We start from the raw sequence: 13,403 nt of genomic DNA on the forward strand, positions 1-13,403 counted from the left end.
TTGCATATAAATACACGTTTTTAGGCACATTTCGGGATACCGCTGACCGATGCGCGAACCGCAATCAGACTCGAATAAAGACTGACGCATATGAAACGTTTCACTTGAATGATGCAAATGCCCCAGCTACCGTCCCGAAAGTGTCGCAAGAACAGACGACGGTCAGGGGAGGAAATCGATGATGCGAAGCGCCGTGATGGCTCTGCTTGCCATGTTTGCCGCTCAATTCAGCCCGGGAGCCGCGGCTGAAGCGCAGTTCAAGATGCGGGCCTCGGTCGATACGTCAGCGACCCACGGCCGGACGTTGGCAGTCGGCGACTACCTGAAAAAACTGCAGGAAAAATCCGGCGGCAGGATCGAAACCGAGCTGTTCCACAGCGGCCAGCTATTTCGAGACCGCGATGTGGTGAAGGCGCTGCGTCAGGGCGCGGTCGAGATGGCCATCCCCGGCACATGGGTCTTGACCGCTTTCGTTCCTGATGCCGACGTCTTTCAGTTGCCCGCGTTTTTCGGCCAGCCCTACCCGGTGGTTTATGCCGCCGCCGACGGCAAGATCGGCGAGATCATCAACAAGCAGCTCGAGAGCAAGCTCGATATCCGCCTGCTCGGTCCCTGGCTGCAGCTCGGCTATCAAAACACCTACAGCACCAGCAAGCCGATCCGTGACTTTTCGGATCAGGCCGGCATGAAGATCCGCAACTCCGGCGGCGCCGGCCAGTCGTCACGCGCCAAATTCTTCAACGCCTCGCCGAACGTGACGGCGTGGCCGGATGTGCCTCTGGCGCTCTCGCAAGGCACGTTCGACGGCCTGAGTTCGACCGATGAGAGTCTTGCCAGCGCCAAGCTGTGGGAATCCGGCGTCAAATACGGTTTCGCCGATCGCGAATTCGTCGGCTTCTACGTGCCCATGATCAGCGAAAGCTTTTACAAAAAGCTGCCGCCCGATCTGCAGGCGCTGGTCATCGACCTCTGGCGGGAAAACATCAAGACCTACCGCAAGAGCATGGAAGATGCCCAAACCGAAGCGCGACATACGCTGGAGAAAAACGGCATCGTGTTCGTGTCGCCTTCGGAGGGCGCGCTTGCGGAAGTCCGCTCGAAGATGATGCCGTCGCAGGAAGGCATCGCCAGGGAACTGCGGATCTCGCCAGCGTTGCTGCAGCAGGTGCAGTCGGACGTGAATACGGCCGGCCATTGATCTGCATCCCATGATGAAGATCTGGAACAGGATCGAACTCCTCCTGATCGGAGTTCTCGGCGCCATCGCGCTGACGGTCGGGACCTTCCAGGTCATCGGCCGTTACGTGAACAAGAGTTTCACGTTCATCTATGGCGAAGAGGTCGTCGTCTATCTGACGGTCTGGGCGGTGTTCCTGGCTTCGAGCCAGCTGGTCCGGAGCGACGGCCATGTCAGGCCCGACGTCATCCTGCGGCTGCTGCCGCCGCAGGGACAAAGATGGGTCGAGACGTTCAACTGCTGCGTCGCCATCGTATTTTGCGCGGGGCTCGCTTATTGCGGATTCCAGATCGCCGATGCCGCCCGCAGCCTCGACGAACGCAGCATCACCGGCCTCGAATTTCCGATGTGGATCTACTATTCTGCAATCCTGACCGGCGCTGTCCTGATGCTGCTGCGCTACGTCATCAAGCTCTACCAACTCGTCTTCCACTTCGATCCCGCCACCATGGTGATCGCCGTTCACGATCACTGAGCGGACGGCGAAATCTTGCGGTCCGAACACGACCGATCTGCCATCGTCAAATTGACTGCCGCGGCCCCGGACCGGAGTGCCGTCCAACAACAACGAGAACCGACGCGATGTGGACGCTGCTCTTCCTGCTGATGTTCTTCGGGCTGCTTTGCGCCGGCATGCCGATCTTTCTGGTGCTCGGGCTCTGCGCGGCGGTCCTGTTCGGTTCCAGCGGACATCCGCTGGTGGCGATCGCGCAAAAGATTGCCGACGAGATGAATTCGAGCACCCTGATGGCCTTGCCGTTGTTCGTCATGGCCGCGGCCTTCATGCGGCGGGGCGGCGTGGCCAAGGCGCTGGTCGATGTCGCCATCGCATGGTTCGGGCAATTGCGGGGCGCGCTCGGCCTCGTAACCGTCGTCTCCTGCACGCTGTTCGCCGCCATCTGCGGCTCGTCGGTTGCGACCGCCTTGGCGATGGGCACCATCCTGGTGCCGGCGATGATCGAGCGCGGCTATCCCCGGCATTTCGCGCTTGGCGTGGTGGGTGCCTCCGGCACGATCGGTATCGTCATTCCACCCAGCCTGTCGCTGATCCTCTACGGGCTAATCGCCGAACAATCGGTGCCGCGGCTTTTCCTGGCCGGCATCCTGCCGGGCCTGCTTCAGGCCGTCATGTTCTTCGGCTGGGTGTTCTACTACTCCTACAAATACGAACTGCCCCGCGAACCGGCGGTGCCGCATGCCGAACTGATACGGATGAGCCTCAATGCGCTGCCCGCGCTCTGCGTGCCCTTCATCGTGATGGTCGGGATCTACGGCGGGCTGATGACGGTGACAGAAGCGGCTGCCATCTCCGCCACCGTGGCCCTGCTGGTCAGCCTGCTGTTCTATCGCGGCTTCCAGCTCAACCAGACGCTCGAAGTGATCGCAGAAGCCATCAAGAGTGCAGCCACGATCATGATCATCGTTGCGACCGCACTGGCCTTCGGTCACTGGATGACGGATTCGGGTATTCCGGCGTCGCTGGTGAAGTTTACGCTCGATAATCAGTTGCACCCCTGGCAATTCCTGCTCGCGATCAACGTGCTGTTGCTGGTGCTGGGCTGTTTCCTCGAAGTCGCTGCAACCCTGCTGGTGGTGATGCCGATCCTGGCGCCGGCGCTGAAGCCGCTCGGCATCGATCCCGTCCATTTCGCGATCGTCTTTACCCACAACATGGAGATCGCGCTGGTTCATCCGCCTGTGGGCCTGAACCTCTACGTCCTGGCGACAATCTCGACGGCACCGGTCACGGAAGTCGTGCGCGGCGTGCTGCCGTTTCTGGGTCTGTTGCTGTTGTGCCTCGCGATCATCACCTATGTGCCGCAACTCTCGCTTTGGTTACCCAACCTGGTCTACGGACCGGGTTAGCCTCGCGCTTCGAGAATGATCCAGACCTGGAGCACACTGTTGAAATCAATCCATTGGGCCTCTGAAATTTCCGATCTTGCGCTCCGCTACGGAGGGAGGCCGGCGGTCTTCGACATCGACGGCACGACGTCCTACGCGGACCTGTTCGCGAAGGCCGCCGGTGTCGGACATGCCTTGATCACGGTGGGCATCAGTCCGGGCGATGCGGTGGCAACATTGTTTCGAAACGGCGCCGACGCCGTCGCGGCAACTTTCGGCGTCATGATGGCGGGTGCCGTGGAGGTGCCGGTCAACCCTGCCCTCAGCGCCGACGAGCGGGCCTATTGCTTCGCGGTTGCGGATGTCCGCCTGCTGGTCACCAGCGCGGGATTGGCAAAGGATATCTGCACCGACCGACCGGCCGTCCTGACCATCGAGGGCATCAAGCCGGCGGCGCTCGATCCGGCCAGCTTTCCCTTCGTCGATGGCAATGCACCGGCACGCATTGTGTTCACGTCGGGCACCACCGGTCGACCGAAGGGCGCGGTTCACAGCCAGAATGGCCGCTGGACAGCCAACATCCTGCTTCGGGCGAACCTGCCGTTCCGGCCCGGCGCCGAAAGCAATGTTCTGCTAATGACGCCGTTTTCTCACGGCTCCTCCCTGATGACGCACGCCTATCTGTCGTCGGGAGCATCCGTGACGCTGCTGGATGGCGTCAATCCTCCGACGGTTCTCGGCATCCTCGGTCGCGGTGAATGCGACGCCATGTTTGCGCCTCCCACCGTGCTGGCAAAAATCGTCGCGGCGGCAAGCGAGCAGCGGTTCTCATCACTGCGTACGATTTTTTGCGGCACTGCGGTACTCAAGCCGACGCTCTACGCACGTGCCCGGGAATTGTTCGGACCCATCGTGCGGGTGACCTACGGCAAGAGCGAAGTGTTCAATCCCATTACCGTGCTCGAAGCCGAAGAGACCGAAGCCTGGTATGCGTCCGGCGGCGACGACGCCTGCGTCGGCTGGCCGGCACCCGGCGTCGAAATCGTCATTCGCGGCGAGGACGGCGAGCCGGTCACAACAGGCGATAGCGGCGAAGTTCTGATCCGCGCGCAACATCTGATGACGGGATACCGCACCGCCGAAGGCTTCAGCCCACTCGCACCGAATGAATTCCACGACACCGGCGATCTCGGCTATGTCGATGCCAAAGGCCGGCTGCACCTCACCGGCCGTAGCGCCGATGTCATCAAGTCGGGCGGCTACAAGGTCACCCCGGAGGAGGTCGAACGATTGCTTGCGCCGGCGCTTCAGCCATCGGAAGTCGCCGTCGTCGGCATTCCCTCGGATTACTGGGGCGAGGTCATTCTGGCCGCGGTCGAGAATCCCGCGCCGGGATGGGAGGAGCGCATCGATACGGTGGTGCGCACCCTGACCGACTACAAACGGCCTCGCCTGCTGATTGCCATGGACGAACTGCCGCGCAACGGAATCGGCAAGATCCTGCGCAGCGCCATTCGCGCCGACGTTCTGTCCCGGTTCCATCTCACCGAAGGGCCGCGGCCGCGACTGGAAAAGCGCGACTAAGCGATGGCTGTCTCGCGCGATATCAGGAAACAATATCCGCTGTGCCTTCGTTTGTCAGGTCGGCCCTCGGTGGGGGGATCGGAAGGCGGCATCTGCGCGATTGAGCTTCCGGTCGAAGAGATGACACCGGAGGTCCCCGCGCGCCGATATCCATCAAGCATGAAGCAAGTAGTCAGAGATTTCAGACGTCGATGGTCGGTTGCGAACGGGTCCGCCGAGTACGAATAATCCCGATCGCGCGCAAACCGAGCTTGCCCCATTTCGCCTGAGTTTATCGGACGAATTCATCCGCTCGCGTCGACGAGGCGCTACCATTGAGCGCAAAGGATCGCAAAGAATAGAAAGAAGGCGAGCAAAATCGTAGAAGTTGGTAGCGAGAGACCGCTACCGCTTTTCCCCACACGACGCAAATCTGCGATATTTGCTCCGATCGTCCGCCTAATTCAGAAGCTCGTCGCATGGCCCACCGAGACCCGACATTCACTGATAGGGCCAGTTGACATGGGGAGTTCGGTCCGAAGCTAAGAAGCGGGCTAATCCTGATGCACAAGTATCCCACTCGGTACCCTACTTGAACGTTTGGTCACGGCTGATCCCCGGAACCCAGATGACCGAGCGTGATCCAGTGCCTTTGCATAAAATGGAGCTGTTGAGTTCCACAACTGCGGCTGATGCATAGAGGGGTACGGCGCCTCATCAGGCGATGGGAGGCACGGCAATGCTGGTCGGTCCAGTCCATCATGGGGAAGTTTGAGCTAGGTCCAGCCAACGAAAGCTAGTTGGGTCAAATCTGCGTACATCTCAACGGCAGCTTCGCGCCAGAAGTGGTCGGTCGCGAATTCTTTTTGGGGAGAGCCAGACTGCTCAGTCGTCATAAATAATACGCTCGCGATAGAGCGACGCGGAGGGCGGGGTGGCGGAGGAGCCCCCATGCTTGTACGTCCTGTCGGCAGAGACCAACGACCTTGGAATAAGGGATTGCACATCGGCCAGAAAAAACCTCTCGAACCGAAGCACGTCTGGTCCATTCGCGTTCGCCTGGAAATCTCACGATCGTGGCGCGACCTTGTCATCTTTAACTTGGCGATCGACAGCAAGCTTCGCGCCTGCGACCTGGTCAAACTTCGATTAAACGACATTTGTTCAGGAGCAAAGGTGCGGCACCGAGCAACGATCGTGCAAAAGAAGACAGGTCGACCAGTCCAGTTCGAGATCACGGAGCAGTCGAGGAGCTCCGTTGAAGCCTGGTTACCGATGCTCGGGACCACTGGCTCCCGATATCTCTTCCCAAGTCGACTTCATGCAAGACCCCACATATCCACTCGCCAATATGCCCGGCTGGTGCATCGCTGGGTTGAAAGCATCGGCTTAGAGTCGACCTTTTATGGCACGCACTCGATCCGGCGCACGAAGGCTGCCCAGATCTATCGTAAGACTGGCAACCTGCGCGCTGTGCAACTCCTCCTGGGCCATTCGAAGCTGGAGAGCACCGTCCGATATCTCGGGATCGAGGTGGATGACGCTCTAAATATCGCCGAGCAGATCGAGCTCTGATCGTCGACGACCGGCGTCATGCCGGTGATCGCTTACGCGCCAGGAGCGGACCAGGCGCTCCTGCCGCTCCCACGTGACAATGTGATCTCCCAGGACAGAAGCCAGCAGCCCAGATGAGCGCTGCGAAATCAGCCTCGGGCGCGGTGAAATCAGTTCCGGATGTTGCTACGCTGATACTGGCAACGTTGACTGGAGCCGTTGGATGCCGTCGCATCCACCGTTCCTGACCGCATCGTCATTGCGGAAGACCCCAACGCAGGGCAACGTTCCGAATCAAGACAGCGAGGCAGGCCATGGTGAAACCGTTTCCGTCGAAGACCCACATCGGCAACCACATGCTGCATCCCGAAACGCTCATGCTGAACTACGGCTACGATCCGCAACTGTCGGAAGGAGCCGCCAAACCACCGGTCTTTCTGACCTCGACCTTCGTCTTCAGGACCGCCGAAGACGGACAGGACTTCTTCGATTTCGTCTCGGGTCGGCGCGAGCCTCCCGAGGGGATGAGTGCGGGCCTGGTTTATTCGCGGTTCAATCATCCCAACAGCGAGATCGTCGAGGACAGGCTCTCTGTCTACGAGCGCACCGAGAAATGCGCGCTGTTCTCGTCCGGCATGGCGGCGATTGCGACCACGATTCTCGCGTTCGCCCGCCCTAGCGACGTCATTCTGCACTCTCAACCGCTCTATGGCGGGACGGAAACTCTGCTTGCGAAGACGCTTGCGGGCCTCTCCATCGGCGCCGTGGGCTTTGCCGACGGCATCGACGAATCTGCCGTAAGGCTGGCGGCGGAGGATGCCATGCGAAAGGGCCGGGTGGTGGTGATCTTCATCGAAACCCCCGCAACTCCGACCAACGGCCTGGTCGATATCGCGATGGTCCGCCGCGTCGCCGAGATGATCGGCCAGGCTCAGGGGCACACGCCGATCGTCGCCTGCGACAATACGCTGCTGGGGCCAGTGTTTCAGCGGCCGATCGAACACGGCGCGGATCTTTCGTTGTACTCGCTAACCAAATATATCGGCGGTCATTCCGACCTGATCGCGGGCGCTGCGCTCGGCTCAAGAGCCCTCATGAAAGACATCAAAGCGTTGCGAGGCGCCATCGGCACCCAACTGGACCCCCATTCCTGCTGGATGATCAGCCGGTCGCTCGAAACACTGAGCATCCGCATGGAAAAAGCTGACAGAAACGCGCGGCTCGTGGCGGATTACCTGCGCGACCACACCAAGGTCGCGAAGGTCCATTATCTTGCTCACCACGAAGAGGCCTCCCCCGCCGGCCGTCTGTTTGCGAGGCAATGCACCGGCGCGGGCTCCACGTTCTCGTTCAACATTGTCGGAGGCCAAGCCGCCGCATTCAAATTCTTGAACGCGCTGCAACTCTTCAAGCTGGCGGTGAGCCTGGGCGGCACCGAGTCGCTTGCCAGCCTGCCCGCAAGCATGACCCACTCCGGCGTTCCGGCTGACATCCGCCAAAAGATAGGCGTTCTCGACTCCACGATCCGGCTGTCGATCGGCATCGAACACCCGTCCGATCTGATCGCGGACATCGCGCAGGCTTTGAACGAGGCATAGCTGCACTCCTTGCGTGAGAGCCAGCGCAAGAACCGACAACGGCCTTTGACAGCAGACGCACGGGTCTGCCTTGCGCCACCGGCAGACGTCAAGCTTCTGCACAGGTCGCGAGGGCTCACACGGTCTATCTATCCGCGTTTCTCCACGATGTGCATTGGTCAGCAGAACTGACCGATAGAATATCCGGTTGGTCGGACTTGATGAGTGGAAAAAATCAGCGCAGGGTCAGCCGGTGACGATCTGGCTGAGGATCGCGTAAAATGACGGCCACATCGATGAGCCGAACAGTTGTGCCGTCTCTCGCGCTTGTTGCAGCATGTGGTGCAGCACTTGTCTTCGGCATCACGCACATACGGCGCGAGCCGCCGGTTGAAACGGGCGCCGCAACCGCGGCGCCAACGGTTTCGTCACCTGCATCGAGCGCTCGAGATGAGAGTTCGGCGGCGCTCGCAACAGCGCAAGCTGACGCAAACGCCGTGGCAGCTGAACTTGCCGTTTCGCCACCCCCGCCGGTCACCGACGGGTCTGTGCCCGTTTTCGACATCGCCCGCATTGAGCGAACGGGCGACGCAGTCATCGCTGGCAGGGCAGCGCCAGGCGCGATTGTGGAACTGTTGCGAAACGGCGAGCGCCTTGATGGAGCGACAGCAGATCAATCTGGACAATTCGTTATGGTCCCTCCCCGCCTGCCGCTTGGGGATTACGAGCTGAGGTTGAGGTCCAGATTGCCCGACGGCACGATGGCAACATCCAAACAAGGCGTCGTGGTCGACGTGAACCGATCGCGCGCTGACGTGCCGTTCAATGTTCCAGAGACGGCGGCGACAAATCGATTATCCCTGGATCGCGCCACTAGGTCGTCTCAAGCGCGCCTGCTCTCCCAGCCTCCTCTGCATATTGCGAAGCGGCAGGACGTTGCTGTTTCAGAGCTGCCGCGCGCAACTGCTGCCGCCCGTCTGTCAGATGGAGGCTCATCGTCCCCCGTGGTCGGGCCCAAGATTGCGACCACGGTCGTATCTCGTGGCGACAGCCTGTGGCGCATCAGCCATGTCACCTACGGCGTGGGCACGCGATACGCGGTCATTTACAAAGCGAACCGAGACCGGATCCGAGATCCAAATCGTATATATCCCGGCCAGATCTTTGTCCTTCCCTTGAAAGCGCGCTGAAACGCGGCAATCCGATGTCGCAACGCGGGCCCACCGCCCTAACACAGTGCACGCAAAGACCGGTTCTGGCACTCCGCACACCGGCGAACGTCGGCTTTGAAACCGGCCATTCCATAACCGTTCATTCCGCACCGCTCATTCCGCGAGTTGAATCGTCGGCAATTGACTCGAAACATCGGTCCGCCACTGACGCCGCAGCACGTTCAGTTCAGCCTGCTTGCATTGGTTGTCGCTGGATCTTCTTTGATCTCTGGCGCTCCGTAGGGAAGGCCCCAGCAAAAATGGCATCGAAACCATGCATTACGCGCCTAAATGGGCGCCGCCGTTGGCATGGATCGCCTGCCCGTTGATGTAGCGCGCGCCCGGCCCGCACAGGAAGCGCACGGCGGCCGCAACGTCTTCCGGCCGACCCCGCTCCCCGGTGATGGTCCCGTGGGTCAGGTGGTGCGCCGGTTCCGGTCTGTCCTTCGGCCGCGGCGTGCCGATCAGGCCGGGAACCAAGCAGTTGACGGTGATGCCGTCATCGGCGAGGTCGTGGGCCAGCGCCCGGGTAAAGCCGATAATCCCGGCCTTCGCGGTGACCACATGCGCGCGATTTTTCGCGCCGGTATGCGCGCTGAGACCGCCGATATTGACGACCGTCCCTCCCCCCGACTGCCGCAATGCCGGCAGGCAGGCCTTGACGCAATGGAAGGTGCCGTCGAGCGTGACGTCCATGATCTCGCGCCACTCGGCATAGCTCATCTCGGTGAACGGCTTTTCCCGCCGCAGCGCGGCGTTGTTGACGAGGATATCGATCCGTCCGAACTGCTTGACGGCGGCGTCCGCCATCGCCTGAACCGATTTGGCGTCGGCGACGTCGCCGATGTGAACCAGCGCCTTGCCGCCGACGGCCTCGATCTCGCGCGCGACGCCCTCCGCCTCGGCGCGGTTGCTGCGGGCGTTGACCACAATGGAAGCGCCGCCTTCCGCCAGGGTCAGCGCGATCGCGCGGCCGATGTTGCGTCCCGCGCCGGTGACAATGGCGACCTTGCCGGTGAGTTCTTTGGTGGTCATTTTCGTTCCTTGGTCCGTCATCGTCCGCCTTGTGCGCGATTGCGCACTGGGGCGGACGATCCAGTAAACACCGATGCCCTTAGTTTTCTCGATCAAATTGCGATTACTGGATGTCCCGCCTTCGCGGGGCATGACAATTGTGGTTATGCGCGCAACGATGACAGATCGATCTTCCCCCGATACAGGTCCGCCATCAGCTTCAACGCCGCTTCGCCCTGCGCCCCGCTCCAGCCGCCATGCCGCGCATTGAGCGCAAACTTGTCGGTCACGTCCTGCCGCGTCAGCGGCTCCTGTGCACCGCTGCGCAGGTAAGGCTGCCGGTCTTCCACCACGCTGCCGTCGCGGAGCGTGGCGCGGATATGGCCGGTGTAATTGTTCGGATAGGGGTTGTCCGGATCGATCACGAATTTCACTTTCGCGGCCAGCGCCAATACGCGCGCATCGCTGATCGCGCTCTCGGTGAATGCGCCGAGCCCGACGCCGCCATGCACGAAACCGGTGGAGAGCAGATACGGCGTCGCGAATTTGGCAGCGTAGCCGTTGCGCGGGCGCTGCTTGTCGGCGAGCGGCTCCCACAACCGGTGCACCGTCCCTTCCGCGACCTCGCAGACGATTTCGGTGACATCCTCGGGCTTGATGCCGCGTGCGCCCAGCCGCCGCGCGCAATCGATATAGGGCTGCGCCATCGTCCCGCAGGGATAGGGCTTGAACGCCAGCGTGTCAGTGACCCAGCGGCTACCGAAATCGCCGGTCAGCGCGTCGTAATCGCCCTCCGTGGTGTGCGCGAAGCCGTGGAACAGGCCGTGGACGCCCTCGAACACCGTGCGGGGCCCTACGAACCCGCCCCGCGCCAGCAGCGCCGCGCGGATGCCGGATTGCGCCGCCCAGCCGGCATGCAACCGCTTGGTCCAGGCGCCTTCGGCCAGATATTCGATGATGCCGCCGGCCATGCTGCCGGCGACGCCGAGCGCGTCGACGATTTGCCTCGCATTGAGGCCGAGGGCGGCGCCGACACCGGCGGCGGCACCCATGGCACCGAACACGGCGGTGGGGTGAAAGCCTGCCTTGTGGACGGCCTTCGGCACCACCAGACTGAGACGGCAGAGCACTTCGGTGCCGACCGCGATCCCGATCAGCGCCATGCGCCCGTCCGGATTGTGCCGCTCGCAGGCCGCCAGCACGGCCGGCACGATCACCGCGCCGGCATGCACCGGGCCGCCCTCAAATGTGTCGTCGAAGTCCTCGCCATGCGCCGCGGTGCCGTTGACGAAGGCGGCGCCCGCGGCATTCAGCGTGCGTCGATGCCCGATCGCCGTACAGGGGCCGTCATCGTCGCAACCGGCCAGCGCGCTCTTGATGTAGTCCTCGTTGCGCGCGGTAACGCAGAGACCGACGACGTCGATCAGCAGATCCTCGCATTTGCGCGTGGTCGCGGCCGGGAGCGTGCCCGGCCTCAACGCTACGATTTTTTCGGCAAGCGTTTCCGCGACCGAAACCTTTGGCAATCCTGAGGTCATGCCGGTCAGACGCGGAAGATCTTGGTGTAACGCGCCTTGATGGACTCGCTTTCTTTCTCCACCGCCGCGGCATCGTCCTTCATCGTCTTGATCTCCTTGAGCGGTCTGCGCCCTGCCTTCTCAACTGCCTGCGCATGCACCGAGCGGAGGCCTCCGACATCGATGATCATCTGCTGGGCCTCGCGGCCGAGGCTGAACGACTGGAACAGCTTTGCCGCGTTCGGATGTGGCGCGTCCTTGAAGATGCCGTTCGGCCCGATGATCAGCGGCGATCCCTCCGATGCATAGACCGGCTCGACCGGGCGGCCCGATTCCTTCATCTGAAAGATGTTGTACTCGTTGCCATCGGCCATCACCGCGCGCTCGCCGAGGTCGAGCTTCTTTGGCGGATCGGCCGACGACTGTACCTGCATGATGTTCTGCTTGGCGAGCTGCTCGAAGAACGTCCAGCCGAGATCGCGCTGCATCTGGTAAGTCGCGGTCATGATGGTGCCGCTGTAGCCGGGATGCGCCTTGACGATCTTGCCCTTCCATTTGGGATCGAGCAGGTCGGCAAAACTCTTCGGCGCGTCCTGCGCCTTCACCAGATTGGTGTTGTAGGCGATGATGCTGAGCCAGACGCGGAAGCTGGCGAACTGGCCGTCGATATCCCTGTGCTCGGCCGGATAAAACTTCGCAACTTCCTCCGGCACATAGGGTGCCAGAATGCCGTCGCGCTTCCAGACGATGAAATGCGCGGCATCGGACGAATTGACGACGTCGACAGCGTGGATGTTGCTGGAATATTCCTGACCGATGCGCTGGAACACGCGTTCCGCGCCGGTGCGCTCGACGCGAACGGCGATCCCTGAATATTTCGCCTCGAACGCCTTGGCCAGCTTCTCCGCGACCGGCAGGTCGGTCGAGGTGTAGTAGATCACCTGACCTTCCTTCCTCGCCGCCTCGATCAGCGCCGGCGTCACCGGTTCCGCCGCCGGCGCATCCGCCATCACGCGAGTCGAAAATGCTGCGCCTGCGAGCACCGCGCCGGTGCCTTTAAGCAGGGTGCGTCGCGAAATCGAAGTCTTCATCGGCGTTTCCATGGGATTGGTCTTGGGACGTGTTTTTTTGCCCCGTTATGGGCTTATTCTTGCAGGGTCCGGTACGCCGAGCTTATCTTTTATTCCGATGGCGCACAGCCAGTCTTTCGTCGATTGCGGATTCCACCACCGACGGCGCCGCGCCATCGCAGCCGTGCCCAGCTATTATTTTGCAGGGCAAGCTGCGCCGGTTTTCACCCAGGCTTCGACCAGCGCCCCAGCCTGCTTTTGCGTACCGGGCGCGGGACTGCGTCCGGCACCCGGCGCCCAGGCCCAGCCCACAAGCGTATCTTCGCCGATGTGATGGATGAGATCCTCGACCTTGCGGCCGCCATTGCGTGCGGGATCCCTGAGCTGGTCGCAAATTTCGGCGACCGTTTTGCCCTCCCACGCCATTTCGCGCGGGGCGAGGTGCCATTCGGGGTGACCCGGCATGTGGCCGGGTTCGAAATTGGCATTGCCATGGCAAATCGAGCAGCGCATCGCCGGGAGGCCATGACCGTCGGCCCCGCGGGTAATCGGCGGCTGATGCAGTCGGCTCTCGTCGCCTTGCCGCGGTCGATCACCCGCCGGATGGCAGTTGGTGCAGCGCGGATGGGTCAGCACCTTGCCAAGTTCGGTGAATATAGCGGCCGAGCGCGCGTTGGTATCCGATATCGACGCAAAGCTGTCGGGGCTCGCAAGCGATGTCGGTGCGGTCTCGGAAACGGCGTAGCCCGCGAGCATGCTCACCGCGACTACGACAACGCAGAACACAAGCTGAGACCGCAGTTCCGATTTCATGT

11 protein-coding genes are annotated in these 13,403 nt (G+C 61.8%); 7 read left to right on the plus strand and 4 right to left on the minus strand.

Features of this window, described 5'->3' with window-relative positions:
• Positions 1–178: 178 nt before the first annotated feature.
• The 7 genes from dctP (at position 179) to FFI89_RS24040 (ending at position 8,966) form a co-directional block, all read left to right on the plus strand.
• On the plus strand, positions 179–1,198 hold the full coding sequence (gene dctP / locus FFI89_RS24010; RefSeq protein ID WP_138830073.1) for a TRAP transporter substrate-binding protein DctP: 1,020 nt from the start codon (positions 179–181) through the stop codon (positions 1,196–1,198).
• Positions 1,199–1,208: 10 nt separating this feature from the next.
• Complete coding sequence (locus FFI89_RS24015) at positions 1,209–1,712, plus strand: TRAP transporter small permease (RefSeq protein WP_138830074.1); 504 nt, start codon at positions 1,209–1,211, stop codon at positions 1,710–1,712.
• Between the two features lie 107 nt (positions 1,713–1,819).
• Entirely contained in the window at positions 1,820–3,103 is a 1,284-nt protein-coding gene (locus FFI89_RS24020; RefSeq protein ID WP_138830075.1) for a TRAP transporter large permease, read from the plus strand.
• A gap of 39 nt (positions 3,104–3,142) precedes the next feature.
• Positions 3,143–4,666 (plus strand): class I adenylate-forming enzyme family protein, encoded by a 1,524-nt coding sequence (locus FFI89_RS24025; protein ID WP_246669240.1) that lies wholly within the window; start codon positions 3,143–3,145, stop codon positions 4,664–4,666.
• Between the two features lie 930 nt (positions 4,667–5,596).
• Positions 5,597–6,220: a tyrosine-type recombinase/integrase gene (locus FFI89_RS24030; protein ID WP_138830077.1), complete on the plus strand. Its 624-nt coding sequence runs from the start codon at positions 5,597–5,599 to the stop codon at positions 6,218–6,220.
• Between the two features lie 293 nt (positions 6,221–6,513).
• Positions 6,514–7,797 (plus strand): cystathionine gamma-synthase family protein, encoded by a 1,284-nt coding sequence (locus tag FFI89_RS24035; protein ID WP_138830078.1) that lies wholly within the window; start codon positions 6,514–6,516, stop codon positions 7,795–7,797.
• Between the two features lie 260 nt (positions 7,798–8,057).
• Positions 8,058–8,966, plus strand: a complete 909-nt coding sequence (locus FFI89_RS24040) for a LysM peptidoglycan-binding domain-containing protein (protein WP_138830079.1) — start codon at positions 8,058–8,060, stop codon at positions 8,964–8,966.
• Between the two features lie 300 nt (positions 8,967–9,266).
• Here FFI89_RS24040 and FFI89_RS24045 read toward each other — a convergent pair whose 3' ends face one another.
• From FFI89_RS24045 to FFI89_RS24060, 4 genes are all read right to left on the minus strand, one after another.
• Positions 9,267–10,022, minus strand: a complete 756-nt coding sequence (locus FFI89_RS24045) for a 3-oxoacyl-ACP reductase family protein (RefSeq protein ID WP_138830080.1) — start codon at positions 10,020–10,022, stop codon at positions 9,267–9,269.
• A 143-nt stretch (positions 10,023–10,165) separates the two neighbouring features.
• Positions 10,166–11,527, minus strand: coding sequence for an MmgE/PrpD family protein (locus FFI89_RS24050; protein WP_210249024.1), 1,362 nt, complete (start codon positions 11,525–11,527; stop codon positions 10,166–10,168).
• 17 nt (positions 11,528–11,544) lie between these two features.
• On the minus strand, positions 11,545–12,609 hold the full coding sequence (locus FFI89_RS24055; protein WP_168213020.1) for an ABC transporter substrate-binding protein: 1,065 nt from the start codon (positions 12,607–12,609) through the stop codon (positions 11,545–11,547).
• Between the two features lie 174 nt (positions 12,610–12,783).
• A complete protein-coding gene (locus FFI89_RS24060; protein ID WP_138830082.1) occupies positions 12,784–13,401 on the minus strand; it encodes an Isoquinoline 1-oxidoreductase subunit in 618 nt (205 codons plus the stop codon).
• Positions 13,402–13,403: the final 2 nt, after the last annotated feature.

This window comes from Bradyrhizobium sp. KBS0727 (genome assembly GCF_005937885.2).
In the GTDB taxonomy this organism is placed as follows: Bacteria; Pseudomonadota; Alphaproteobacteria; order Rhizobiales; family Xanthobacteraceae; genus Bradyrhizobium.